Raw genomic sequence first — 26,550 nt, forward strand, 5'->3', positions numbered from 1 at the left:
TGTCGTCCAAAGCCGCCATGCGGGCGGTTTTGGGCGGTAGCCTAGACTTTAAAACATCTTGGCTCGGATGGCATCAACGGTTTCATCTGGGCCGTATGCGATTTCGCTTATCACGCGGCGGATATAACCTCCCATTTTCCGCCGGACGGCGCCTGAACCCCGCAAACACGAATGCCGTTCAGCACTTAACTGAACGGCATTGCCATTTCATCCGCGTTTTCTCAATGGTCCGAGCTTTGCGCCGCGGCGACCGCATAGCGCGCCACGTCTTCCTGCGAGCCGCGGCCGTTGAAGAACAGGTTCAGCAGCACCGCCATGGCCGAGGCCAGCAGGATGCCGCTGTGGAAGATGGTGCCCAGGACGTGCGGCATCTTGTCGAAGAAGGTCGGGGCGACGATGGGGATCATGCCCACGCCGATGCTGATGGCGACGATGAACAGGTTGTTGCGGTTGGCGTGGAAATCGACCTTGGACAGGATCTTGATGCCGGTTGCCGCCACCATGCCGAACATCACGATGCCGGCGCCGCCCAGCACGAACTGCGGGATCGAGGCGGCCACGTGGGCCATCTTGGGGAACAGGCCGAAGGCGATCAGGATCACGCCGGCGGCTACGCAGACGAAGCGGCTGCGCACGCCGGTCACGCCCACCAAGCCGACGTTCTGCGAGAACGAGGTGTAGGGGAAAGTGTTGAACAAGCCGCCGATGACGGTGCCCAGGCCGTCCACGCGCAGGCCGCGCGCCAGCGTCTTGTCGTCGACCTTCTTGCCGACGATGTCGCCCAGCGCCATGAACATGCCGGTCGATTCGATCATGGTCACGATCATCACCAGGCACATGCTGACGATGGAGGCGATGTCGAACTGCGGCATGCCGTAGTGGAAGGGCCTGATGAAGGCGAACCAGTCGGTTTCGTCCAGTCCGGCGAAGCTGATCTTGCCCAGCGCGAAGGCGATCGCGAAGCCTATCACCATGCCCATCAGCACCGAGATGTTGGAAATGAAGCCCTTGGTGTATTTGGTGATCAGCAGGATCGACACCAGCACGATGGCCGCGATCGACAGCGACAGCGGCGAGCCGTAGTCGGGGTTGGGGACCTTCACGAACACGCCGTCCACCAGCTGGCCGATCACCGGCTGGCCGCCGGCGGCCCAGTTGATGCCCACGCCCATGAGCGAGATGCCGATCACGGTGATCACGGTGCCGGTCACCACCGGCGGGAAGTAGCGCATCAGCTTGCTCATGTAGGGCGCAGCCAGGATACAGAAGAGGCCGGAGGCTATGACCGCGCCGTAGATGTGCAGGATAGTCAGCGAGGGATTGTTGGCCATTGCCACCATCGGGCCGACGGCGGCGAAGGTCACGCCCATCATGACCGGCATCCTGATGCCGAATTTCCAGATGCCGGCGCTCTGGATGATGGTGACCAGCCCGCAGCAGAACAGGTCGGCGCTGATCAGGAAGGCGATTTCGGATTTGGGAAGGTTCAAGGCGCCGCCGATGATCAGCGGCACGGCGATGGCGCCGGCGTACATCACCAGCACGTGCTGCATGCCCAGTGCGAACAGCTTGAATACGGGTAGGCGTTCATCCACCGGATGGCTAGGGGTTTGCATGGCTGTCTCCTGGTTTGATTTTTGTATCGGAACCTGACATGTGGCCGCGCCTGCCAGGGCGTGCCTTGTCGGTTGAAAAATGCGGTTCCGCGGTCAGTTCCTTGTCCCGTTTCTGTGTTCGGATACAGGCCTGGTGCTCCGGATACTAATGCAATCCCACAGGCCCGATATATAAGGTGCGGCATACTGCCTGGCAGGCCTTCGATATATGCTGCTATAGGCAATTACAGGCAATTACAGGAAATTTATGCGGCATGGACGCAGAGCCGGCCTGCCGCAGACCGCCTTTCAGCGATCGGCCGCTCCTCCCATCATCTTGGCCGCGGCGCTGACCTGGGCGCGCAGCCATTTGTGCTCGGTGGCCTGGTGCACGCGTTCATGCCACAACTGATAGAAGCGCAGCGGCGGGAACTTCACCGGCACCGCATAGCTTTTGAGGGACAGCAGCTTCTCGTAGAAGCTGGCGAACTGCTGGCCGGCGGTCAGCACCAGATCGGTTTGCGCCACCATATACGGAAGCATACGGAAATGCGCCGATTCCACCACCACATTGCGGCGCAAATTCTGCTTTTCCAGGAAAGTATCGATGGTGCCGTGGTAACCCGGCAAGATCTGCGAGGGCGCGGCATGCGGCAGCGAGAGGTAATCCTCGATGCTCATGGCGTCGCGCGCGGTGCGCTTGGCGTAGGCGCAGTCGGCGCGCATCAGGCAGACGATGGGATCGTCGAACAGTTTCGACAGGTGCAGGTGCGGCGGCGGCTCGTCCCAGTTGGCGATCACCAGGTCCAGTTCGCCGTCCGACAGCAGGCGCACGTAATCGGTCTCGGGGCCGAGCGCGTGGATCACGATGCGGCTCCTGGGCGACTCGCGCCGCAGCCGCGCGATCACTTCGGTGAAGAAGGGCGTGTTCATGTAGTCCGGCGCGGCGATGTGGAAGGTGCGTTCCTCGTCCTGCGGCACGAAGGCGCTCTTGGGCACGAACAGGCGTTCGGTCTCGTCCAGGATGCGCTTGGCCGGCTTCAGCAGGCTTTCGCCGTGCTGGGTCGGCACCATGCCGCGCGCGCCGCGCACCAGCAGCGGGTCGCCGGTCAGTTCGCGCAGCTTGCGTAGCGAGGCCGAGATCGACGGCTGCGGCTGGTTCAGTTTCAGGGCCACGCGTGAAACGTTCTTCTCGCACAACAGCAGGTAAAGGATGCGGATGAGGTGGATGTCGAGATGGTCTGGCAGCCTGGACATGTGGATGTCTCCGGGTTCTTCGTTCAAGCGCGTGGTGATCGCGCAAAAGGGTAGGTGACGGTTTTTCGTTCACTCTGTCGACGCCCGCGATCGGGATCGCGGGCGTGCTGGTTTATTGCGTCACATGCTGTTTCCGGTTCGCGGCGGCGGTGCGAAACGCGCCGGACGGGAAGCAACCGCCGTGCCATGGCCAATTGGATTCGCTTTCATGCGCCGGCCGGTCTCTGCGGCCTTTTTTGCCTGCCGTCCAGCCGAAGGGAGGGCGGCAAGCGTTTGGTTAATGAAGTAAATTGCGCACGACCGCAAGCGTCCCACATTTACGAGTCATTTTTGTATATGGACATGCGTATGTCAAATATACGTTGCGAGCGATGTCTGGAGAGCCTGGCGGCGTTTATCTTCTGTGCAACCGTCCCATGCCACGGAAATCCTCGACCCGCAAGGGCGCGATGGTACGAAGCGGGGGACGGGAAGTAATCCAAGAACAGATGGCGCGACATGAAGCCATCGGGTCGTAGCGGCAGCGACGGCAGGAGACCGGTACGGGGCCGCAAGCCGCCGCGCCAGATATTCCCGCCTCGCAGGAAGCTCCTCATCCACTCAGAATCGCATTGCCGCGCGGCACTGTTGCCGTTGCGCCAGCCATCCTGCAGCCGGGCGGACGGGTTTTCATGACGGCCCTTTACTGAGGCAATGCCTCGCCTGTCCGGAGTGCCTGCGGTGGCGGACGGGAATCCTGAGTTGGGGAAGACATGGAAGCATTATTGGTATCGTACGGCATCGAATGGGCCAACCTGCTGGTGCGCTGGCTGCACCTGATCACCGGCATCGCCTGGATCGGCGCCTCATTTTATTTCGTCTGGCTGGACAACTCCATCCGTCCGCCCAAGCCGGGCAGCGAGCTGGAGAAGAAAGGCGTGTCCGGCGAACTGTGGGCGGTGCACGGCGGCGGCTTCTACAACCCGCAGAAATACCTGGTGGCACCGGCCGAACTGCCGCAAGAACTGCACTGGTTCAAGTGGGAGGCATATGCCACCTGGATCACCGGCATCGCCATGCTGTTCATCGTCTACTACTTCAACGCCTCGGCGATGATGGTCGACAAGTCGGTCGCCAACCTCTCGGGCCTGGAGGCCGTGGGGGTGGGCATCGGCACCCTGGTGGCGGGCTGGATCGTCTACGACCTGTTGTGCAAGTCGCCGCTGGGCAAGAAAGAAGGCTTGCTGGGGCTGGTAATGTTCGTCTTCATCGTGGCCGTGGCCTACATGCTTACGCACCTGCTGTCGGGCCGTGCCGCCTACATCCACGTCGGCGCCATGATCGGCACCATCATGGTGGGCAACGTGCTGATGGTGATCATCCCCGGCCAGCGCAAGCTGGTGGAAGCGATGAAGGAAGGCAAATCGCCCGACCCGATCCACGGCCGCCGCGGCAAGCAGCGCAGCGTGCACAACAACTACTTCACGCTGCCGATCCTGTTCATCATGATCAGCAACCACTACGCGATGACCTATACGCACGCGTATAGCTGGCTCGTGCTGGCGGCCATCATGGCGGCCGGCGTGCTGATCCGCCACTTCTTCAACCTGCGCCACAAGGGCCGGGTATCGATCGCTTACCCGATTGCCGGCGTGGCCCTGCTGCTGGCCGTGGCGGTGGCGATCGCACCGCGTCCGGTGGCGCCGATAGTGCCGGTAGCCGCTGCGTCTGCCGTGCCTGCCGCCGATGGATCGGTTGCCGCAGTGGCGGCAGCGGCGCCGGCAGCGCCCGATTTCGCCAAGATCCAGGCTATCATCACCCAGCGCTGCGCGAGCTGCCATTCCGACAAGCCGACCCAGGCCGGTTTTGCCACTGCGCCGGCCGGCATGATGCTGCAGACGCCCGAGCTGATCCGCCAGCACGCTGCCAAGGTGTTCCAGCGCGCGGTGCAGACCAAGGACATGCCGCTGGCCAACATGACGCAGATGACCGACGAGGAACGCTCCGAAATCGCCGCCTGGTTCCAGGCCGGCGCCAAGTAAGCCAAGAAAACAAGGAAACCCCATGAACACCATCACCATCGACGGCTTTACCCTGAGCGCCGAGCAAGTCATCCGCGTGGCGCGCGCGCCGCACCTGAAGGTAGCGCTGGCGGACTCGTCGCGCGCGGCCTTGAAGCAAAGCCGCGACTACATCGAAAGCACCTGGATGCACGACGAGGCGCCGATGATGTACAGCTTCAACACCGGCGTGGGCCTGCTGAAGGACACCCGCATCAAGGTCGAGCACATCGAACTGTTCCAGACCCAGCTGATCCGCGCCCACAGCGCCGGCATCGGCGAGCCGTTTTCCGAGGAAGTCAGCCGCGCCACCATGCTGCTGCGCGCCAACGCGTTCGCCTCCAACTACTCGGCCCCGCGGGTGGAAGTGGTGGATCGCCTGCTGGCCTTCATCAATGCCGGCATCCACCCGGTCATGCCGCAGAAGGGCTCGGTGGGCGCCTCCGGCGACCTGGCGCCGCTGTCCTACCTGGCCGCGGCCATTGCCGGCTTCGACGAGGCCGAAGTGATGTACCGGGGCCAGCGCATGCGCGCGCCGGAAGCGATCACCAAGGCCGACATCGGCCCGGTCCAATTCGACCTCAAGGCCAAGGATGCCTCGGCCCTGATCAACGGCTGCACCGCCTCGCTGGCGGTAGCGATCCTGGCCGCGCACGACGCCCGCCACCTGCTGACCGATGCCTGCCTGTCGCTGGGGCTGACGCTGGAGGCGATGCGCGCCGAGATGGCGGCCTTCGATCCGCGCATCCAGCAGGCGCGCCCGCATGCCGGCCAGATCAAGACCGCCCAGGTGGTGCGCACGCTGTTGAAGGGCTCGACCCGCACTACCCACGAAGCGCGCGCGGTGCAGTTGCCGGACGAATTGCGCCGCACCGACATTCCCTACACCGCCCGCATCCAGGACGTGTACTCGCTGCGCTGTGCGCCGCAGGTCTACGGCCCGGTGTTCGACGCATTGGACTACATCGACACCATCATCGAGAAGGAAACCAACTCGGCCACCGACAACCCGCTGATCTTCAGCAAGGAAGATGGCGAAGGCTTCGAGATCATCTCCGGCGGCAACTTCCACGGCCAGTACCTGGCGCAAGCGATGGACTTGCTGGCCATGGCCATTACCGACCTGGGCAGCATCTGCGAACGCCGGGTGGCGCGCCTGATCGACCCGACGCTGTCGTGGGGCTTGCCGCGCAACCTGATGAGCGGCGTGCGCGGCGTGAATACCGGTTATCCGGTGGTGCAGTGCTCGCTCAGTTCGCTGGTGATGGAAAATCGCACGCTGTCGATGCCGGGCAGCGTGGACAGCATCCCGTCCAAGGGCAACAGCGAAGACCACATCTCCAACTCGACCTGGTGCGCGCGCAAGGCGCTGACGGTGGTGCAGAACACGCAATACATCGTCGGCGTGGAAATGTTGCTGGCGGCGCAGGCGCTGACCATGACCGAAGACCTGCTCAAGGGCTTCACGCTGGGGCAGGGCACGCAGGCGGCATACGACGAGATTCGCCGCCAGATCCCGGCCTGCCTGGAAGGGGATCGCTGGTTCCACAATGACATCCAGGCAGCGCATGGCTTTGTGGTCAGCGGCTCGGTACGCGACGCGGTGGCGGCGGCCATCGGGCAGTTCGTGTGAGGTGCTGTATTCAGATGTGATTGTTTAGCTGTGATTATTTCGCTGCGATGAAAAATGCCCGGATTGATCCGGGCATTTTTGCGTTCGGAGCATGCGGCCGGCGTCAGCGCGATGCCGCGGCCATCCAGCAGTAGTTGTCCGAGCATGGCTTGCGCTTGCGGGTCTTCCAATGCGGCGGCGGCTTGCAGCCAGTGCGCCAGCTCTTCCGCCGGGCCTGCCAACAGGACCTGCCATTGTTGCGCCGTCGCGGCACACAAAAAGCGCCGCTCCGAAGTCATCCGGAGCGGCGCTTTTTTCCGAAGGAACGGCATCCCTCAGGGACATGCCAGCCAGCGAGGGGCGGCGCAGTTCAGAAGTGGTATTCGGCGCGCACCATCGGCGTCTTGGCCAGCGAGCCCGGCACGTTGGACGGGTTGCCGAACTTGTTGCGCCAGTACTGGTATTCCAGGCCGACGCGGAAGGTGTTCTTGCCCATGCCGATGGTATTGCCGATGTCGTACATGATCTGGCCATCGAAGTTCAGCTCGGGCGAAGTGGGGCCGCCGAATTCGTTCTTGCCCTTGGCCGCGATGTAGTTCATGTAGCCTTCGAAGGCGAAGCCCGACGTACCGAAGGGAATGCCCCAGGCCAGATTCAGCATCGGGTGCGTGTCATAGCTGTAGCGGCTGGAGACGCCCTTGGGCTGGTTGCTCTCGAACAGCGCCAGGATGCTGATGTTGAGAAAGCCCGGCACGTCCATCATCAGCGTGGGGCCGACCACCCACATGCGTTTCTTGGAGGCGTAGCTGTTGTCGTTCTTGGTGTTCCAGTCGAAGCCCAGCGTGAAGCCGACGCCGCGCGCCGGGCCGAAGGACAGGTCGCGTCCCGCGATCTTGCCGATGTCCAGCGTATGGCGGTAGGTGATGTAGGCTTCCTGCGCGTTGTCATCCTTGCTGTCGGACATCAACAGGTCGACGTTGAGGAAGTTGGTGCCGTATTTGTAGCCGCTGGCGTGGGTGAAGTTGACGATGTTCTTGGTGATGTCCTGCGTGTTGTAAGGCTCGGCAAAGCGCGTGCCGTAGCGGTAACCGATCGAGTTATCCGCCCAGTCGGCCGCGGCTGCCGCGCCGGATGCCGCCAGCAGGCCGGCGGCAATGGCGCCGTGAATACGCCGGGATGTTTGTTGCATGGTGTCTCCTCCATTGTTGTTTGGTGATGGCTGCGCGTTATTGTTTGAATGCGCAGTTCCGTGGTTCCGCCACGGCGGTCAGGCAAAGAAACGGATGTGAGGAATGCTCGTATCCCGTACCGGCACACAAACGGTGCAGGCGGGATGCGGTGGATGGCCGGCGTGGGGTAGGCCGGCGCCAATGTCCGCTCATCGGCTTCGGTTGGAAGCGGCAGGGGCGTATGGGTGGGTCTGGCGCCAGTGTCGGGCGATATCGATGCGGCGCGTGACCCAGACCTTGTCATGGCCGCCAATGTAGTCGAGGAAGCGCGCCAGCGATGCGGCGCGTGCCGGACGTCCGGCCAGCCGGCAATGCAGGCCGATCGACAGCATCTTTGGGCGATCCAGCCCGTTCGGGTCGCCTTCGCGGTACAGCGTGTCGAAGGCGTCCTTCAGGTAATCGAAGAACTGGGTGCCGGAGTTGAAGCCCTGCGGCGCGGCGAAGCGCATGTCGTTGGTGTCCAGCGTATAGGGCACGATCAGTTGCGGCGCGCCCGATCCATCGGAAAGGGTGACGTCTTCCCAGTAAGGCAGGTCGTCGGCATAACTGTCGGCGTCGTAGGCGAAGCCGCCGTGCTCGGCCACCAGGCGGCGCGTGTTGGGCGAGTCGCGTCCGGTGTACCAGCCCAGCGGCGGCGCGCCGGTCAGCTCGCGGATGATCTGCACCGCTTCGGCGAGATGGCGGCGCTCGGTGGATTCGTCGACGTGCTGGTAGCTGATCCAGCGCAGGCCGTGGCAGGCGATCTCATGGCCCAGTTCGAGGAAGGCGGCGGTGGCCTCGCGGTTGCGCTGCAGGGCGCGCGCCACGCCGAACACGGTCAGCGGCAGGCGGCGCTCCTCGAACAGGCGCAGCAGGCGCCATAGCCCCGCGCGCGAACCGTATTCGTAGATCGATTCCATGCTCATGTGGCGCGCCGCGAAGCTTTGCGCGCCGATGATCTCGGAGAGGAAGGTCTCGGAGCCGGGATCGCCGTCGAGCACGCAGTTTTCCGCGCCTTCTTCATAGTTCAGCACGAACTGCACGGCGATGCGCGCGCCGCCCGGCCAGCGCGCATGCGGCACGTGGCGACCGTAGCCGGCCAGGTCGCGGGGATAGTTGGGGTCTTTCATGTCTCCAGCCTCGTCTTGGTTTTCTGCTGTATTTGCGGCGATTGCGCGTGCACTTGTTTGGGGCGGATGGCACGGGTAAGGCATTATGTCCGCCCAATGGATGGGTGGTATAAGGCGGCTCGTATATGGACTTGAAAGACGGCGGTATATCATTTGCCGTCATCGCATGCCATCGGCAGCGAATCGCGCAATCGCCATCAAACGGACAAGGGAAAGGAAACACCATGGGCAAACTGAGCACGCACGTGCTGGACATCACCAAAGGCAAGCCGGGCGTCGGCGTGAAGCTGGCGTTGTACGCGGTCGAAGGCGGCAACAAGCGCCTGCTCAAGAATGCCGTCACCAATAGCGATGGCCGTTGCGACGAGCCGCTGCTGGCCGGCGACGAGGTGCGCGCCGGCAAGTACGAACTGGTGTTCGCCGCCGGCGATTATTTCGCCGCGCAGGGTGTGGATGTGCCGTCGCCGCGGTTTGTCGACGAGGTGGTGATCGCCTTCGGCATTGCCGATCCGGCGCAGAACTACCACGTGCCGCTGGTGGTGTCGCCCTGGGCGTATTCGACGTATCGCGGCAGCTGACTTTCGCCGCGCTGACGAAAACGGCCGCTTCCGGAATCCGGGAGCGGCCGTTTCGTTTGGAGCAACGCCAGGGATCAGAACTCGTTCTGCAGTTTCTTGTACCCTTGCACCAGCTCATTGTTGGTACGGGCCACGTCTTCCGAGAATTCGGAGGCCGCCACCGAGACGCGGGCGATGGTCGAGAGATCGGTCTTGGGGCCGATGCGTTCGGTCGACGGGACGTAAAAGCCCGGCGGCAGGTCGCAGCCGTCGACCACGGCGTTGTGGCGCACCACGCAGCCCTTGCCGATGCTGCAGTTGAACAGCACGCTGTTGAAACCGATGAAGGCTTCATCGCCGACGGTGCAGGGGCCGTGCACGATGGCGCGGTGGGCGATGGAGGTGCGCTCGCCGATGGTGACTGCGGCGCCGGACTTGGAGTGGATCACCACGCCGTCCTGGATATTGGAGTGGGCGCCGATGACGATGGGTTCCATCTCGCCGTTGGCGTCGACCTCGTCGGCGCGGATCACGGCATAGGGGCCGATGAAGACGTTCTCATGGACGATCACCTTGCCGCACAGGATGGCGGTCTGGTCGACGTAGGCGGATTCGTGGACTTGGGGCCGGTGGCCGGATGGGTTGCGGCGAAGCATGGGGAAGCGCTCTCCTTGGTCTGGAATGGGCAGGTTGTGGTTTGCGCCAAGCGACTCTCGTTCAGTTGGGCAAGCTGGGTAGCGATCATACCGTGTATTTCTAGAACTCATTTCATAAATAGGAGTGAGATGCGTTCTGCTTAGAAAGGGCGCTGGCCGCGTTGCGCTCCTTGCGTGTGGCACCGCCACACGACGCGTCGCGCGCCTTGCACTTCATTCCAAACGGGGGAAGCTCGCACTCACTCCTATTTATGAAATGAGTTCTAAAAAAACAGTCGCTTATGTGCACTGCTGCACTTACACATACTCAAAAAGCTGATACAAGAAATGGCCGGTGGAAAAACGCCTTCTCACGAAGTAGGTGGCAAGGACTATCTGTTGAAGGATCGTCGGAAATGAAATTGAATTATGCTGCCTGTAACAAGGAAGCAGAAAGAGGAACGATGCGTCAGCCCTACGAAGAGAATACTGCCACACTAAAAGATTTAATGACGGTGGCGCCGATCCATCCGGAGGTGTATGCCTCGATCACGCGCGGAAGGGTCAAGGCCCGGCGCCTGGTCGAGGACTTCAGGGATGCGGCCAAGCAACGCCGGGAAGATATCCATTGGGTACTGAAATGAACGCGGGCGAACATTGCCAGGTGTATCGCGGGGACGATGGCTGAAAAAGCGGATTTTCCGCGTTGGCCCGCCAAACAAGATCGAGATGGATACACAGGGAGAACGCAATGCCAAATTACGAAACCAGCGGCAGCGACAGCAACTTTACTTATCAGCTATGGTATTCCCAAGGTTCCGCAGGCTGGGCGCTGGATGGTATCCAGATCCTGAAATTCAGCCAGCCGATCATGCCGATGCAAAAGATCGACGGCATCTATCCAATAGAAGCGCTTGCAGTAGCCCATGGCATAGGTTGGTGCGAGATATTCATACAGCAGTTGCAGAAAGAATCGGGAGTCGTGGCGGCATAAGCCGGCTGCCTCTATGTGCGCTGGCGAACAGAGGGAATCGTTGGAAGGAGATAGAGTTTCCACTTTGGCGCCGCAAGAAACTGCCGCCGACAGGTACTGTCATCGTCCGTATGCAGAGAACGACTCATAAGAACATGCATATGCGGCTGAACTGCTGACTTTCGATGTTGATCCCGGTCTTCTCTTGGCAAGGTCTGATGCGATCCCCGCTCTCAGCTTCCGTCGTCGAGCAGCATAGGATGAAAGACGTACATCGTGAAGCCAGAGATATCTTCGTTGGAAGAAGAGCCGCCACTTCGTGCCGAGCTGTTCAGTGCGCAGCAAATGGAGCAACACGGCCGCATCCTTGCCAGGGCGCATCGGCTCAGCATCGCCGTCGGCCCCGACATGCTGTTGCCGCGGTTGGCCGATAATCAGCAATTGATCGCTTCTACTTGCGCATTGCTGACCGAGGCCATCAAGGCTGGTCGGCAAGTTACCCCAGCCGCGGAATGGCTGCTGGATAACTATTATCTGGTCGATGAACAAATCCGCATCGCCAAACACCATCTTCCCAAAAACTACAGCAAGGCGCTTCCCCGGCTGGAGAACAGCCGCGCTGAAGGGAATCCGCGCGTCTATGATATTGCCCTGGAGACGATCGCGCATGGCGATGGCCGCGTCGATCCCGAGATACTGAGCCGTTTTGTCGCCTCATACCAGCAGGTCACCGCGCTCGATCTGGGGGAACTCTGGGCCATTCCCATCATGTTGCGGTTGGCGCTGATTGAAAACCTGCGCCGCGTCGCCGCGCGCCTGGCGATAACCCGCCAGCATCGCAACCTGGCCCACTATTGGGCGGATGCCATGCTGGAGGTGGCGGAAAAGAAACAGACGGAGCTGATTCTGCTGGTGGCTGACATGGCGCGCTCCGAACCGGCCCTGGAAAGCTCCTTTGTTGCGGAGATGGTGCGGCGCCTGCAAGGGCAAGGGCCGACATTGGCGTTGCCGCTGACCTGGCTGTCGCAGCGCTTGGCGGCATCCGGCGATAGCGTGGAAGACCTGATCCAGCGGGAAGGGCAGCGCCAGGCGGCCGACCAGGTTTCCATCAGCAATAGCATCGGTTCGTTGCGTTTTCTGGGCAGCATGGATTGGCGCGAGTTTGTCGAGACCATGAGCGCGGTCGAACATACCTTGCGTAAAGATCCCATGGATGTTTACGCCCGTATGGATTTTTCCACGCGGGACCGCTATCGCCATGCCGTCGAGAAGATCGCGCGCCATGGGCGGCTGCAAGAGAACGATGTGGCCGGCAAAGCCGTTGATTTGGCCCGGCGGGCATGGGAACAGGCGGGGGCGGCCGATCGCCGTTCACATGTGGGCTACTACCTGATCGGGGCAGGCCGCCAGTCTCTGGAAGACGCGTCGGGCATCGCAGGATCCTGGGGGACATGGCTGCGGCGGGCTTGCGCCAAACGGCCGCTAACGATGTATCTCGGCGGCATGCTGTTGGCTACCTTGCTGATTTGGTCGCCGGTGTTGCTGGCGGCGCTGCATGCCGGCGCTCACCGTTGGCATCCGGCCTGGTTCATGCTGTTCGGGATCCTGGTTTTGCTTCCTTCCAGCCAGGTGGCGCAAGCGATCGTCAACTGGCTTGTTCCATTGTGGGTCACGCCGTCACTGCTTCCCCGCATGGATTTGTCGGGGGGCATTGCGCCTGAGTCCGGCACCTTGGTGGCGGTTCCTTCCTTGCTCCATACGGCAGCGGGCGTGGAAGAACTGATCGATGCATTGGAAGTGCGTTTCCTGGCCAACCAGGACCGGCACTTGCGGTTTTGCCTGCTCACGGATTATGGCGATGCGCACACCGAGCATGCCGCCGGCGATCGGGTGCTGGTGGAGACTGCCAGGCGGCATATCGACAGGCTCAACCGGAAATACCCGCGCAACGGCGGCGACTACTTCCTGCTGCTGCATCGCGACCGCCAATGGAACGCCACTGAGGGCGTATGGATGGGGTATGAGCGCAAACGGGGGAAACTCGGCGCGCTCAATGCCTTGTTGAAGGATGCCGACCAGGATGCGTTTGCCGTCATCCTCGGCAATATCGAAGGTCTGGGCAATATCCGTTACGTGATTACCCTCGACACCGACACCGAGCTGCCCCGCGACGCGGCGCGCAAACTCGTGGCCACCATGGCCCATCCGCTGAATCGTCCTGTTTTCGATCGGAACAGGAACATCGTCGTCGATGGCTACGGCATTCTCCAGCCCCGCATCGCCGTGGGCACTCCCCGCCCCAATGCTTCGCAATTTGAGTTGCTGTATGGCGGCGATGTCGGCATCGATCCCTATACGCGCGCCGTTTCGGACATCTATCAGGACCTGTTTGGCGAGGGTTCCTTTACGGGCAAGGGGATCTATGAGGTCGATGCTTTCGAACAGGTCATGCGGAACCGGATGCCGGAGAACCGTATCCTCAGCCACGATCTTCTGGAGGGATGCTACGCCCGTTGCGGGCTGCTCAGCGATGTGCAGCTCAACGAGCATTATCCATCGCGCTACAGCGTGGACGCGAGCCGGCAACATCGCTGGATACGGGGTGACTGGCAGATCGCCGCCTGGATAATGCCCACCGTACCGGTGCGCCGTGATGCCGCGACGGGGCGCCTGCAGCGGGAGACGAATCCTTTATCGCCGCTGTCGCGCTGGAAGCTATTCGACAATCTGCGCCGCAGCCTGGCGCTGCCGGCGCTCATCGCGATACCGCTCATCGGATGGCTGTTCCTTGCCGATGGCTGGCTGTGGACACTTTGTTTGCTGGCCATGGTGTTCATTCCGACCGTACTCTCTTTGTTGCTGAACCTGGCCAGGGTGCCGGAGGATGCTTCGCTATCGCAGCATGCGGCGGTGTCTGCGCGGGATACATTGGTCCATCTCCTGCATGGCGTCCTGGATGTCAGCTTGCTTCCCTATGAGGCGTGGTACCGCATCGATGCCATCGTGCGTACGCAATGGCGGTTGCATCTGTCGCATCGGAAGATGCTGGAGTGGCGCAGTTCGAACGAAATCGGCCTGCAAACAAGCAACCACCTGCGTTCCTGTTGCCAGACCATATGGCAGCCGCCGATCCTGGCCCTGGCCCTGGCGGGTTATCTGGCCGTCATGCATCCGCTCGTCTTGGCGGCGGCGTCGCCGATCCTTTTGCTATGGTGGGCCGCGCCGTATATCGTTTTTCGTCTCAGCCAACCGATAGCGCGGCGCCAGGCCGCCCTGAGCGATGAGCAAACGCGCTATCTGGGGGCTTTATCAAGGAAAATATGGCTGTTCTTCGAAACCTATGTCGGCCCGGCCGACAACTGGCTGCCGCCCGACAATTTCCAGGAGCACCCGGCCGAAGTGCTGGCCAGGCGTACCTCGCCGACCAATATCGGCTTGTCCCTCCTGGCCAACCTGAGCGCCTTCGATTTCGGCTACATCCCGGAAGGAAAGCTCATTGAGCGTACCCGGCAGACTTTCCAGACCCTCGGGGGGCTGGAGCGCTACCAGGGCCATTTCTACAATTGGTATGACACCCAATCCCTGCGGCCGTTGGCGCCTGCCTATGTGTCTACGGTGGACAGCGGGAACCTGTCGGGACACCTCCTGACGCTGGCTCCCGCGCTCGTGGAACTCATCGATGCGCCGCTGTTGCATCCACGGCTGTTCTCCGGAATCCGGGAGACGAGCCGCATCCTGGAAGAGATGACGGCAGATACGGCCCTGCCGTTGCCGGCGCCGTTCAACATGACGCTGGATGCCGCATGCGGGCTGGGGCCATCGGATGGCGCCGGCAGGTTGCAGGCACTGCAGCGGCTCAGCCGGCAGGCGCAGGATTTTCATGCGCAATGGCAATTGGCGGGCAATGACGCCGGAGCCGGTGCGCCGGCTTCCGGTTCTTCAACATCAAGGAATGAAGGGGCAGCGGCGCAATCGCTGATCCGCCAATGGTCGAATGCGCTGGCAAGCCAGTGCCATGACGCGCTGGCGGAACTGGAGGCGTTAGCGCCGTGGCTCCAGACGGTTGCTGCGCCGGGATGGGATACGGAATTTCCGGCTATTTTTTCCTTGCTGAACGTCCCGCTCACGCTGGGGCACATCGCGCAGCTAGGCGCCCTGGCGCATGCCGGTTTCGATACTGCCTTGCGCGAAGGCGCGAGCCAGCGGCCTGCGGACATCAGCCATCTTCAGCGGCAGATCCAGGCCGCCAGCGCGCTTGCCGCCGACCGTATCCGGCAGATCGGGACGCTGGCCATGCAGGCCAATGAGTTTGCCCGCATGGAATATGGTTTTTTATACGATCCGTCGACCCACCTTCTGGCAATCGGCTACAACGTCAGTGAACACCGCCGTGATGCCGGGTTCTACGATTTGCTGGCGTCGGAAGCGCGCCTGGCGACGTTTGTCGGCATCGCCCAGGGGCAATTGCCGCAAGAAAGCTGGTTTGCACTGGGACGGCAGCTTACCCTGGCCGATGGCAAGCCGATACTGCTTTCCTGGAGCGGCTCGATGTTCGAATACCTGATGCCGTTGCTGGTCATGCCGACCTTCCGCGGCACCTTGCTCAATCAGACGTACCACGCCGTGGTTGAACGGCAGATTGCCTATGGCGCGCAACGCGGCGTGTACTGGGGCATGTCGGAATCCGGCTACAACGCATTCGATGCGGGGTTGAACTATCAATACCGGACCTTCGGCATCCCGGGGCTTGGCTTCAAGCGCGGGCTGTCGGACGATCTTGTGGTGGCGCCTTACGCCGCCATGATGGCGCTGATGGTGTCGCCGCAAATGGCCTGCCGCAATCTTCAGGAAATGAGCGCGGCCGCTCTGGAGGGAAGATACGGCCTTTACGAAGCCATCGACTACACCCCATCCCGCCTGCTGCGCGGACAAAGCCATGCGGTGGTGCGCTCGTTCATGGCCCACCACCAGGGAATGGGCCTGCTGTCATTGGCTTACTTGCTGCTGGATCGGCCGATGCAGAAGCGCTTTGCCTCTGTCCCGCTGTTCCAGGCCACCATGTCCTTGCTGCATGAGCGTGTCCCCAAAGCCGGCATCAACTATTCCATGACGCCCGACCTTGCCGACGCACGTGCGGCCCAGGACGATCCGAACCTGCACGTTCGCATCAGCCACCGGCACGATCCGCCGGTGCCGGAGGTGCAGCTGCTTTCCAACGGCCGCTACCATGTCATGCTGACCAGTGCCGGCGGGAGCTACAGCCGCTGGGGCGATCTGGCGCTGACGCGCTGGCGCGAAGACGGCACGCGCGACCAGTGGGGAACATTCTGTTATGTCCAGGATATGGAGGACAGCGCATTCTGGTCGACGGCTTACCAGCCGGCGCAAACCGTACCATCGCATTACGAGGTCATCTTTTCCGAAGGCCGGGCCGAGTTCCGTCGCCGTGACCGCGAATTCGACATGCATACGGAGATCGTCGTATCGCCGGAAGACGATATCGAATTGCGTCGCACCAAAATCGTCAACCGCTCCCAGCGCACCCGTACGATCGAACTGACCAGCTATGCCGAAGTGGTGCTGGCGCCGGCGGTTGCAGATGCGATGCATCAGGCTTTCGGCAATTTATTCGTGCAAACCGAAATCGACCGGCAGCGCGGCGCGATCCTGTGCACCCGCCGGCCCAGGTCGAACGATGAAAGCGTGCCGTGGATGTTCCATCTGATGTCGGTGCACGGCGCGGTATCGAGCGCAACATCGTATGAGACGGATCGCATGGAATTCATCGGGCGCGGCAATACGCCTTCCCATCCGAAGGCCATGCGGGTTCAAGGGGCGTTGTCCGGCAGCACCGGTTCGGTGCTGGACCCGATCATGGCCATCCGGCATCGCATCACGCTGGAGCCGGAACAGTCCGTCATTTGCGACATGGTCATTGGAGCGGCGCAGACGCGGGAACATTGCCTGGGGCTGATCGGCAAGTACCAGGACCGCCATCTGGCCAGCCGCGTCATTGAACTGGCATGGACGCACAATCAGGTGGTGCTGCGCCAGCTCAACGCCAGCGAAGCCGATGCGCAGCTGTACGGCCGGCTGGCCAATTCGGTGATCTATGCCAACCCGCTGCTACGCGCCGAAGGCAGTATTTTGGCGCGCAACGAACGCGGCCAGTCGGCCTTGTGGAGCTACTCGATCTCCGGCGACTTGCCTATCGTATTGGTGCAGATCCACGACATGGCCCATCTTGAATTGGTGCGCCAGATGGTACAGGCACATGCCTACTGGCGCTCCAAAGGACTGGCGGTTGACCTTGTGATATGGAATGAAGACCATGCCGGTTACCGGCAGGTCTTGCAAGACCAGATCCTGGGGTTGATTTCCTCGGTGACGGGCGCGCATGCGATTGACCGGCCCGGCGGCATTTTCGTGCGCCTGGTCGACCAGGTTTCCGATGAGGACCGGATCCTGTTCCTGTCGGTGGCGCGCGTCATCCTGAGCGACCGCAAGGGCACCCTGGCCGAACAGGTCAACCGCCGCGATCCGCCCGAACTCAGGATGCCCTTGCTCGTGCCCGATGCGCCAGCGACGGAGCGGGAGCGGGAGCGAGGCGACGCGGAACCGCTGCCGGCCCATGCAGCGGATGATGAAGCGGATGATGCGCCGGCTCCGTTGTTCCAGAATGGCATCGGCGGCTTCAGTGCGGACGGCAGGGAATACCGGATCATCACCGGCGGCGAGCGCTTTACCCCGGCGCCATGGTGCAACGTCCTGGCCAACCCGATGTTCGGCACGGTCGTCTCCGAGAGCGGGCAATCCTATAGCTGGGGCGAGAATGCGCATGAATTCAGGCTGACGCCATGGGAAAACGACCCGGTCAGCGACGGCAGCGGCGAAGCGTTTTACCTGCGCGATGAGGAAACCGGAACGTATTGGTCGCCGACGCCCTTGCCGCGCCGCGGCAACGGTACTTACCTGACGCGGCACGGCTTCGGCTATAGCGTGTTCGAACATCGCGAAGATGGGATTGTTTCGGAGTTGACGGTCTATGTCGCCCTGGATGCCGCCGTGAAATATTCCGTTCTGCGTATCCGTAACGAATCGGGCAGGCAACGCCAGATGTCGGCGACAGGGTATGTCGAATGGGTATTGGGAGATTTGCGCGCCAAGACCGCCATGCACATTACCAGCGAGATTGAACCGCGCACGGGAGCATGGTTGGCCCGCAATCACTACAACACGGAGTTTCCGCAACGGGTGGCCTTTTTCGATGTCGATGCCGTCAAAACCGTCAGCAGCGACCGCCGCGAATTCATCGGCCGCAACCGCTCGCTGGGCAACCCGATCGCCATGGAGCGCCGGCGCCTGTCCGGAAAGAGCGGCGCCGGGTTCGACCCGTGCGCGGCCATGCAAGTCGCCTTCGATCTCGGCCCGGGCCAGGAGCGGGAGCTGGTTTTTGTGCTGGGCGTCACCGATGCCCGCGAGGCCGAGCCGGCGGGGATGATCATGCGCCATCGCTCCGGCAGTGCCGCGCACGAGGCCTTGCATGCCATCCATCGCTATTGGGAAAAGACGCTGGGCACCCTGCGCATCGCCACTCCCGAGCCGGCCATCGACATACTGGCCAATGGCTGGCTGCTCTATCAGACATTGGCATGCCGCCTATGGGGACGCAGCGGGTTTTACCAGTCCGGCGGCGCATTCGGTTTCCGCGACCAGTTGCAAGATGCCATGGCGGTAGTGCATAGCGAACCGGGACTGGCCCGATCCCATCTGCTGCTGTGTGCCTCGCGCCAGTTCGTCGAAGGCGATGTCCAGCACTGGTGGCACCCTCCTGCGGGGCGCGGCGTAAGGACGCGTTGTTCGGATGATTACCTGTGGTTGCCGCTGGCAGTATGGCGCTATGTCAGCGTGACCGGCGATACCGGCGTGCTGGACGAGAGCGTGGCTTTTATCGAAGGCCGCCCGCTAGGGCCGGATGAGGACTCCTATTACGATCTGCCATCCCGATCGGCGCACTCCGCTTCGCTGTACCAGCATTGCGTCGAGGCCATCCGGCATGGCCTGCGATTCGGTGCGCATGGCCTGTCGCTGATCGGTTCCTGCGACTGGAACGACGGTATGGACAAGGTGGGCGATCAAGGCAAGGGAGAGAGCATCTGGCTCAGCTTCTTCCTCCATGAAGTGCTCATGCAATTTGCGCAGGTAGCGGCCGGGCGGGGAGACCAGGCGTTTGCAGAAAACTACCGGGACCAGGCCGCGCAGCTAGGCCGCAACATCAATCAAAACGGATGGGATGGCAACTGGTATTTGCGCGCCTACTTCGATGACGGAAGTCCGCTCGGCTCCGCCGGCAATGCCGAATGCCGGATCGATTCCATTTCCCAAAGCTGGGCCGTGTTGTCAGGCGCCGGCGAGCCACGCCGTTGCGAGCAGGCAATGGCCGCTGTCAAGCAGCATCTGGTGCGCGAGGAGGCGGGGCTGATTCAACTGCTCGATCCGCCCTTTGACCATGCAGGCCAGAACCCGGGCTACATACGCGGCTATGTTCCGGGCGTCAGGGAGAACGGCGGGCAATATACCCACGCGGCCATTTGGGCGGTGATGGCGTTTGCACGCATGGGCGACGCCCAATCGGCGTGGGAGCTTTTTCGCATGATCAATCCGCTGAACCACACGCGAACGATGCGGGAGGTCGGCATTTACAAGGTCGAACCCTATGTGATGGCGGCCGACGTGTATGCCGTGGCGCCGCATACCGGGCGCGGCGGATGGACCTGGTATACCGGATCGGCAGGCTGGATGTACCGCCTGTTGACGGAGTCGCTGCTGGGACTATGCATCGAGGGAGACCGGCTGAAGATTACCCCTTGCTTGCCGCAGGACTGGGAGAGTTATTGCCTGGATTACCGCTACCGCGGCACCCGGTATCGCATCACGATCAGGCAGCAATGGCCGCAGGGGGATGGATATGCCGACAGCCGATACATGCTGGATGGAGCCGTCCAGGGAGACACCGGCTTGACGCTGACGGACGATGGACTGGAGCACGCGGTGGAGGTGACGCTGTACCGGAAGACATAGGCCGTCTCTGCCGCCGGTGCCATGCGCGGGCAGAGACGGCTGGTTTCCTTGTCAGCGTCCCCGGTTGCGGTATTTCGCCGGGATCTGCTGCGCCATCTTCTCCGACTGATGATTCTTTCCCGCGCCATGGTCTTTTGCATGCGCCTGGCGATAACGATCCTCTTTTCCTTCATTGCGGGGATCGCCGGGATTTTCGTGGGAGGCGCGCTCATCATGCGGATGGCGATGCTGTGCATGGGAGACTTCTTCGGCATTATCCGGAAAGTGTTTCTTTGTGTTCATACCGTGTTCCATCATGTTGGTGGTTAAGGAGGGAATGCTCTGCGTGCTACACTGCCACGAGCCTGCGGCAAGGCTTCTCCAATGCAGAGGATGCAAAAGGCCTGAATGCCGCCGGCGTGTTGTTGATCTGCAGTTGATCTGCATTGGGAAGCGTCTTTTCCAATTTGGCGTCAGGAAACCGTCAGATGGTCAATGACGTTGTTGACGCCGGGGCTGCGCCAGACGGAGTTCTTGGCCTGGTAACGTTCCGCAATGCTATGCACATTGCCGGACAAGGTCACCTCGGCGCCATGAATCGAGACCAGAATATCCTTCGCATCGACGTGCGCCTGGTCATTCAGCGCCGCTTCGATCTCGTCCTTTGCCAAGCTTGCAGCGCTTGCCGGCTTGATCAGGATTTGGTTGCTGGTGCCGAGCACTCCCATTAATTGCCTGACGGCGGCATGGGCCGATTCGCGTTGGTATTTCCATTGAACCTCGCCTGAAAGCGTGACCCAGCCCTTTTCGCAGGTCACACCGATGGCATCCTGCGGGAAGTGGGGCATCCATGAAAGGACATTGCAGACGGAGCGGGCGATGTCCCTGTCGGCACGCTGGATCGTGCCAGGCAACCTGACCTCCATCTCCACCGCCAGGGCCATCATTCCGGCGACGCGTTTGGCTGCGCTTTCAGCCCCCCATTTTGCGGTAAAACTATCGACCTGGCCGGTCAGGGTAACGACGCCATCTTTGACGTCGACGCCGATTTGCGCAGGGGTGAGGGCGGGTTCCGACTGCAGTTCGGCCATGACATCCTGCTGTAATTGGAGATCTGTTTTCATCTCAAGCTTTCAATCCGGTGACAAGGATTCCACTATGAAGAAGTCCTGCGCCTGGGTCTGTTCGCTGGAGCACCCAAGCAACGCAGAGGAGGAGTCGCCATGTCGGGTGATGCGATATGTTCGATACCGAACATAACTTTCTCTTCCGGAGTCCTATACTGAAAAACTACCTCATGCATAGGGAAACAGTAGGCAGATCAATGACTGTAGGGGAAATGGCGCGATGATTTCAATCACTGACACCGGCATTGCAAAAAATGGCCTGCTGGCGGCATTGCCGGAGGCAGAACTACGGCGATGGCTGACGCAGCTTGAATTGGTGGATATGCCATTAGGGCAGGTGCTGCACGAATCCGGAGATAACCTGCATTATGTTTACTTCCCGATCTCTTCCATCGTGTCGTTGCTCTATGTGCTGGAAGACGGCTCTTCCGCGGAGATTGCGGTGGTCGGAAATGAGGGCATTGTCGGCATATCGCTTTTCATGGGCGGCGAATCGACTTTAAGCCGGGCTGTGGTCCAAAGCGCGGGAAAGGGCTTCAGGCTGCGCGGGCAGGTAATGAAGGAAGAGTTCGACCGCTCCGGGCCGGTATTGCACCTGCTTTTGCGCTATACCCAGGCATTGATTACCCAGATGTCCCAGACCGCGGTATGTAACCGCCACCACTCATTGGACCAGCAGCTATGCCGCTGGCTATTGTTGAGCCTGGATCGTCTCGATAATAATGAATTGATCATGACGCAGGAGCTCATTGCGAACATGCTGGGGGTGCGGCGTGAAGGCGTCACCGAGGGCGCATTGAAATTGCAGCGCGCCGGGCTGATCCGATACGCAAGGGGCCACATTACGGTATTGGACAGGGCGGGGCTGGAGCAGCGTACGTGCGAATGCTACGCTGTCGTCAAGAAAGAATATGAGAGGCTATTGCCTTCAAAGCAGGCGTCATGACAGGCCGGTCCGTTGATGGCTCCTATTGGCGGCGCGCAGATGGAAAACAGCAAAGGAGAACCCGCTTGTCCCCCCACGAGAATCATCTGATCGAAAGACTGCCGCGCAAGGAGCGCCATCATCTTCTGGCGATGAGCGACTCCATTGCATTGGAGCCGTCGGCTATCCTCAGCGAACCGGGCGGGGCGACGCGCCATGTTTATTTCCCTACCGATGGGTTCATCTCCCTGGTGGCCATGATCGATGGCAGCCCGGGCGTGGAGGTCGGCATGGTAGGGCAGGAGGGGATGCTCGGGGTGCAGGCAGTGCTGGGCATCAATACTGCCCCGCTGTATTCACTTGTGCAAGGCGCCGGCAATGCATGGCGTACAGAGATAGTCTTGTTCCAGCATGAGCTGGAGCGTAGCCCTGCATTGCGCCGCGGCATGCACGCTTACCTGTATGTGCTGATGGCGCAATTGGTGGTGTCGGCCGCCTGCCTGCGTTTTCATGTGCTAAGTCAGCGTCTGGCGCGTTGGCTGCTCATGACCCAGGACCGGGTACGTTCGGACCATTTGCATGTCACCCATGAATTTCTTGCTTTTATGCTGGGGGTACGTCGCGTCGGCATCACCACTGCGGCAGCCACGATGCAAAGAGAGGGGCTCATCGAGTATCGCCGCGGGCATCTGATGGTGCTTGACCGCAAGGGGCTTGAAGCAGAAGCCTGTAGTTGCTATGCGTCTGACAAACAGAAATATGCCAATTTCTTAATTCAGCACTGACTATGTCGAATTGCATCGGAAACTGATCAACGCCTGGTCTTTTCTCCTTCGGCAGGCACCGGACGTAAGCTCATGCTGCGAACCTCGCTGCAGGGCGTCCAGAGCGTGCTTGCCGTTTTCCTTGTCCGAAGCGCACTCAGGTAATATAATGATAATCATTCTCAAAATGAGAGAGTGATTAATAGAGTGAAAAACAGAGCGTTCCGCCCGGCCATCGGTGAGTGCCGCCAGCGGTGCAGGAACGCCAGCCATCGGGAAACGGTCGGCAGTTCGACAACCGTGCAGGCGAGGGCCCGGCATATCAACCGGATGCGATTCAAGGCCGATGCAAGGCGCTTGCCGCATCCATCCGCCCTCGCTGCATCGCCAGTCATGGCCGCCGTCAATGCATCGGCAGCCTGGCCCGCACAGAACATCCCTTCCAGCAGAAGCGCCTCCTGGGGCAATCCGATTCGCGCCAAACGAAACGGCATCCGTACGTACGGACATTCATGTCCGTCGCATGCGTGTGCCGTTTCCCTGGCTGAACCTCATCCAGCGTGTGACCAGAAAACTAACATCGAAAACTTCGAAAGGAATAAGTTCATGAAGCGTCTGGCAATCGTATCGAGCCTGTTTTCCACCCTCGTGCTGGCAGTGCCGGCCGCCGCGCACCAGATCTGGCTGCAGCAGGACGCCAAGGGCGCGCGGCTCTATTTCGGCGAGTTCGGCGAAAACCTGCGTGAAGCCTCGCCCGGCCTGCTCGACAAGTTCGTGAGCCCGAGCGCCGTGCTGATCAGCCCCAACGGCGACCGTACGCTGGCGTTGAGCAAGCAGTCCAATGCCTTCGATTTGTCGGCCAAGGCCGGCAGCGGCGAGTCCATCGTGGCGGAAGAAGCGCATTACCCGGTGTTCGAAAACAAGCATGGCGGCGGCACGCCGACCCTCACTGCCTGGACCCCGGCGGCGCGCCTGGTAACGTCCAATGCGGCGCAGGAGCCGCGCCTGACGCTGGACCTGCTGCCCACCGGCAAGCCGGGCGAATTCAAGGTGACCTACAAGAACGCGCCGCTGCCCAAGGCCAAGGTCGGCCTGGTGGTGCAATCGGGCTGGATGAAGGAAGCCTATTCGAACGAACAGGGGCTGGTGCATTTCGACATGCCGTGGCAAGGCGCCTACGTGGCCGAGGTGCACCACACCGACAAGGTGAGCGGCGAGCGCGACGGCAAGGCCTTCGATACGGCCAGCTTCGTGACCACGCTGTCGCTGGTGCAGCCCAAGGGCATCAAGGCGCTGCCGGCAGGCCCCGCGGCCAAGCCCAACAAGTAATCAGGCAATCAAGTAATCAAGCAATCGCAGCAAGCAAGCGAACATCATGAAATCAACGACGCAATCCGGCCCGACGATGCGGTACCGCCTGGCCGTTCTTTCGCGCATAGCCGCCGCCATTGGCGGCGGTTATGCGCTGGCCGGCCTGTGCACAGCATTGCTGGCCGCGTGGCTGCCGATGGCGCGGGCCGATGCCGTGATGACGGCTACCATGCTGTCATTTTCCATCCATGCCTGCGCCGTGATCTGGGTGTTCGCCGCGCGCGACGCCTGGCGCGCCTGGATCGGCCTGGGCTGGCCGACGCTGGCGCTGGCGGCGGCATACTGGCTGGGCCGGGGCGCGTCATGAGGGAAGGTTTTCGCCAGTCGATGGCATGGTTGCATACCTGGAGCGGCTTGTTGGTGTGCTGGGTATTGCTGCTGGTGTTCGCCGGCGGCGCCGCCAGTTATTTCAAGGACGAGATCACGTTCTGGATGAAGCCGGAACTGCATGCCGGCGCACGTGATCCGGTGGCGCCGGCGGTGGCCTTGCAGCATGCGGTAGCGTATCTGGAGAAACAGGCGCCGCACGCCGAGCGCTGGTTCATCAGCCTGCCGTCCGAACGCAGCAGCGCCATACGGGCAGGCTGGATCGGTCCGCCGTCCGGCAATGGCGCCAAGGACACGCCGCGCAGCCGCTTCAGGAGCGAACTCCTCGATCCCGCCAGCGGCCAGAAGATGGCCGCCGTGCGCGAGACCCGTGGCGGCGAGTTCCTCTACCGCCTGCATTTCGACCTGCACTACATGCCTGCCATCTGGGCGCGCTGGATCGTCAGCGTCTGCGCGATGTTCATGCTGGTGGCGATCATCAGCGGCGTCATCACGCACAAGCGCATCTTCAAGGATTTCTTCACCTTCCGTCCGGGCAAGGGACAACGTTCCTGGCTGGACGCGCACAATGCCACCGCCGTGCTGGCCTTGCCGTTCCACCTGATGATCACCTATACCGGGCTGGTCACGCTGATGTTCATGATCATGCCGTGGGGTGTCCAGGCCGCTTATCGGGACAAGGGAGGCGAATCCGCTTTCTTCGAAGAGGTCTTCCCGGTCGGCGCCGGGCGCGCCAAGCCGGCTGGCGTGGCGGCGCCGCTGGCAGCGATGGCGCCGATCCTCGAACAGGCCAGCCGGCATTGGAATGGTGCGCCGCCGGCCACTATCGTGGTCAACAATCCGGGCGACGCCAACGCCACCATCGTCGTCACCCGCCAGAAAACGCGCACCCTGTCTTACCTGCAGCCGGGCATGCTGTTCAACGGCGTCTCCGGTGCGCAGGTCTCGGCCATGGGCGACGACCCCAGCGCCGCGGCAGTCACGCGCGGCGCGCTGTACGGACTGCATATGGGGCATTTCGCCGACCCGTGGCTGCGCGTGCTGTTCTTCCTGTGCGGCTTGGCCGGCTGCGTGATGGTCGCCAGCGGCGCGCTGCTGTGGGCGGTCAAGACGCGCCAGAAGCAGGCCAAGGCCCTGGCGCAGGGTGCGCGCCGCACGTTCGGGCTGCGCCTGGTCGATGCCCTCAACATCGGCGCCATCGCCGGTTTGCCGATCGCCTTCGCCGCCTATTTCTGGGCCAACCGCCTGCTGCCGGTCGGCTTGCCGCAGCGGCCGCAGATGGAGATCGCCTGCTTCTTCGCGGCCTGGGCCGCCGCTGCCGTGCTGGCGCAGATCCGCCCGACGATGGGCATGTGGCGCTTCCAGTTGTCGGTGGCGGCGGCGATGTTCATCGGCATCCCCATCCTCAACGTCTTCACCACGCACTCCCATCTGGGCGTGACGTTGTTGCTGGGGCGCGGCCCGTGGCCGGTAGCCGGCTTCGACATCACTGTGCTGCTGCTGGGCAGCGCGCTGGCGCTGGCGGTGCGCGCGCTCGGCAAGCGCGAAAAGAAACAGGACAAGGCCGCTGCGGCCGGCGCCAGGACCGAGCCGGGCAAGCTCAAGGAGGCGGCATGAATCCCTTCGGTGTAGCGCTGGCGATGGCGCTCGGTTATTGCGCCTGGAGCGCCTTGTCCATGGCGATGGATCGCCATTACGCGGATATCCACGGCCGCGGCGCCGAACCCGGCGTCGCGCAGCGCAGGCGCCTGCGCTGGTTGGGGGCACTGGGCATCGCCTTGACTTGCGCGGTGGCGGTGGCGATGCTGGGCTGGACCATCGGGCCGGTCGGTTGCATCGGTTTCCTGAGCATGGCGGGTGTGCTGCAGGTGCTGTCGCTGACGTATGCGCCGGCGCGCGTTCCGGTGTTTTCGCGCTGGCTGGCGTATGCGGCGCCGGTGCTGGCGGGGCTGTGGTTGTTGTGATCCTGT

19 protein-coding genes are annotated in these 26,550 nt (G+C 61.9%); 12 read left to right on the forward strand and 7 right to left on the reverse strand.

The features are described from left to right. Nucleotides 1-221 precede the first annotated feature (221 nt). Both FB597_RS01470 and FB597_RS01475 read right to left on the reverse strand, forming a co-directional pair. Complete coding sequence (locus FB597_RS01470) at nucleotides 222-1,616, reverse strand: nucleobase:cation symporter-2 family protein (RefSeq protein WP_141913064.1); 1,395 nt, start codon at nucleotides 1,614-1,616, stop codon at nucleotides 222-224. Nucleotides 1,617-1,904: 288 nt separating this feature from the next. After that, nucleotides 1,905-2,852, reverse strand: coding sequence for a LysR substrate-binding domain-containing protein (locus FB597_RS01475; protein ID WP_141913067.1), 948 nt, complete (start codon nucleotides 2,850-2,852; stop codon nucleotides 1,905-1,907). A gap of 752 nt (nucleotides 2,853-3,604) precedes the next feature. Between FB597_RS01475 and FB597_RS01480 the strand changes: the two genes are divergently transcribed. Further along, entirely contained in the window at nucleotides 3,605-4,873 is a 1,269-nt protein-coding gene (locus FB597_RS01480) for a urate hydroxylase PuuD (protein WP_144767737.1), read from the forward strand. A gap of 22 nt (nucleotides 4,874-4,895) precedes the next feature. After that, the gene (gene hutH, locus FB597_RS01485; protein ID WP_144767739.1) at nucleotides 4,896-6,524 is read left to right on the forward strand and encodes a histidine ammonia-lyase; all 1,629 of its coding nucleotides are present in this window, start codon (nucleotides 4,896-4,898) and stop codon (nucleotides 6,522-6,524) included. A 349-nt stretch (nucleotides 6,525-6,873) separates the two neighbouring features. Here hutH and FB597_RS01490 read toward each other — a convergent pair whose 3' ends face one another. Further along, nucleotides 6,874-7,692, reverse strand: a complete 819-nt coding sequence (locus FB597_RS01490) for an outer envelope protein (protein ID WP_144767741.1) — start codon at nucleotides 7,690-7,692, stop codon at nucleotides 6,874-6,876. A gap of 189 nt (nucleotides 7,693-7,881) precedes the next feature. Beyond that, a complete protein-coding gene (gene puuE, locus FB597_RS01495) occupies nucleotides 7,882-8,841 on the reverse strand; it encodes an allantoinase PuuE (RefSeq protein ID WP_144767743.1) in 960 nt (319 codons plus the stop codon). A gap of 224 nt (nucleotides 8,842-9,065) precedes the next feature. On the opposite strand from puuE, the gene uraH reads away from it, so the two are divergent. Beyond that, complete coding sequence (gene uraH, locus FB597_RS01500; protein WP_141913076.1) at nucleotides 9,066-9,419, forward strand: hydroxyisourate hydrolase; 354 nt, start codon at nucleotides 9,066-9,068, stop codon at nucleotides 9,417-9,419. Between the two features lie 74 nt (nucleotides 9,420-9,493). On the opposite strand, the gene FB597_RS01505 is transcribed toward uraH, so the two are convergent. Then, nucleotides 9,494-10,054 (reverse strand): carbonate dehydratase, encoded by a 561-nt coding sequence (locus tag FB597_RS01505; RefSeq protein ID WP_141913077.1) that lies wholly within the window; start codon nucleotides 10,052-10,054, stop codon nucleotides 9,494-9,496. 395 nt (nucleotides 10,055-10,449) lie between these two features. Here FB597_RS01505 and FB597_RS01510 point away from each other — a divergent pair, with 395 nt between their 5' ends. The 3 genes from FB597_RS01510 to FB597_RS01520 all read left to right on the forward strand — a co-directional run bounded on the left by FB597_RS01510 (nucleotide 10,450) and on the right by FB597_RS01520 (nucleotide 20,087). After that, the gene (locus tag FB597_RS01510; RefSeq protein ID WP_255463966.1) at nucleotides 10,450-10,677 is read left to right on the forward strand and encodes a hypothetical protein; all 228 of its coding nucleotides are present in this window, start codon (nucleotides 10,450-10,452) and stop codon (nucleotides 10,675-10,677) included. 107 nt (nucleotides 10,678-10,784) lie between these two features. Beyond that, nucleotides 10,785-11,027: a hypothetical protein gene (locus FB597_RS01515; protein ID WP_141913078.1), complete on the forward strand. Its 243-nt coding sequence runs from the start codon at nucleotides 10,785-10,787 to the stop codon at nucleotides 11,025-11,027. Nucleotides 11,028-11,282: 255 nt separating this feature from the next. After that, nucleotides 11,283-20,087, forward strand: a complete 8,805-nt coding sequence (locus FB597_RS01520) for a GH36-type glycosyl hydrolase domain-containing protein (RefSeq protein ID WP_255517050.1) — start codon at nucleotides 11,283-11,285, stop codon at nucleotides 20,085-20,087. A gap of 51 nt (nucleotides 20,088-20,138) precedes the next feature. Here the strand turns inward: FB597_RS01520 and FB597_RS01525 are convergent, their stop codons facing one another. Together FB597_RS01525 and FB597_RS01530 are read right to left on the reverse strand one after the other, a co-directional pair. Next, a complete protein-coding gene (locus FB597_RS01525) occupies nucleotides 20,139-20,369 on the reverse strand; it encodes a hypothetical protein (protein WP_141913079.1) in 231 nt (76 codons plus the stop codon). Nucleotides 20,370-20,539: 170 nt separating this feature from the next. Beyond that, a complete protein-coding gene (locus FB597_RS01530; RefSeq protein ID WP_141913080.1) occupies nucleotides 20,540-21,190 on the reverse strand; it encodes a BON domain-containing protein in 651 nt (216 codons plus the stop codon). 223 nt (nucleotides 21,191-21,413) lie between these two features. On the opposite strand from FB597_RS01530, the gene FB597_RS01535 reads away from it, so the two are divergent. The 6 genes from FB597_RS01535 to FB597_RS01560 all read left to right on the forward strand — a co-directional run bounded on the left by FB597_RS01535 (nucleotide 21,414) and on the right by FB597_RS01560 (nucleotide 26,544). After that, complete coding sequence (locus tag FB597_RS01535; protein ID WP_183405806.1) at nucleotides 21,414-22,139, forward strand: Crp/Fnr family transcriptional regulator; 726 nt, start codon at nucleotides 21,414-21,416, stop codon at nucleotides 22,137-22,139. 65 nt (nucleotides 22,140-22,204) lie between these two features. After that, nucleotides 22,205-22,903 carry a Crp/Fnr family transcriptional regulator gene (locus FB597_RS01540; RefSeq protein WP_221292361.1) on the forward strand — a complete coding sequence of 233 codons (699 nt, stop codon included), beginning with the start codon at nucleotides 22,205-22,207 and terminating at the stop codon, nucleotides 22,901-22,903. A gap of 585 nt (nucleotides 22,904-23,488) precedes the next feature. After that, complete coding sequence (locus FB597_RS01545) at nucleotides 23,489-24,211, forward strand: DUF4198 domain-containing protein (RefSeq protein ID WP_141913081.1); 723 nt, start codon at nucleotides 23,489-23,491, stop codon at nucleotides 24,209-24,211. Nucleotides 24,212-24,257: 46 nt separating this feature from the next. Beyond that, entirely contained in the window at nucleotides 24,258-24,560 is a 303-nt protein-coding gene (locus tag FB597_RS01550) for a DUF3649 domain-containing protein (RefSeq protein WP_141913082.1), read from the forward strand. Beyond that, entirely contained in the window at nucleotides 24,557-26,197 is a 1,641-nt protein-coding gene (locus FB597_RS01555; RefSeq protein ID WP_141913083.1) for a PepSY domain-containing protein, read from the forward strand. The genes FB597_RS01550 and FB597_RS01555 overlap by 4 nt, the downstream gene beginning before the upstream one ends. Beyond that, a complete protein-coding gene (locus FB597_RS01560; protein ID WP_141913084.1) occupies nucleotides 26,194-26,544 on the forward strand; it encodes a DUF3325 domain-containing protein in 351 nt (116 codons plus the stop codon). The genes FB597_RS01555 and FB597_RS01560 overlap by 4 nt, the downstream gene beginning before the upstream one ends. Nucleotides 26,545-26,550 lie beyond the last annotated feature (6 nt).

It is taken from the genome of Herbaspirillum sp. SJZ099 (genome assembly GCF_007828355.1).
Lineage (GTDB): Bacteria > Pseudomonadota > Gammaproteobacteria > Burkholderiales > Burkholderiaceae_D > Herbaspirillum.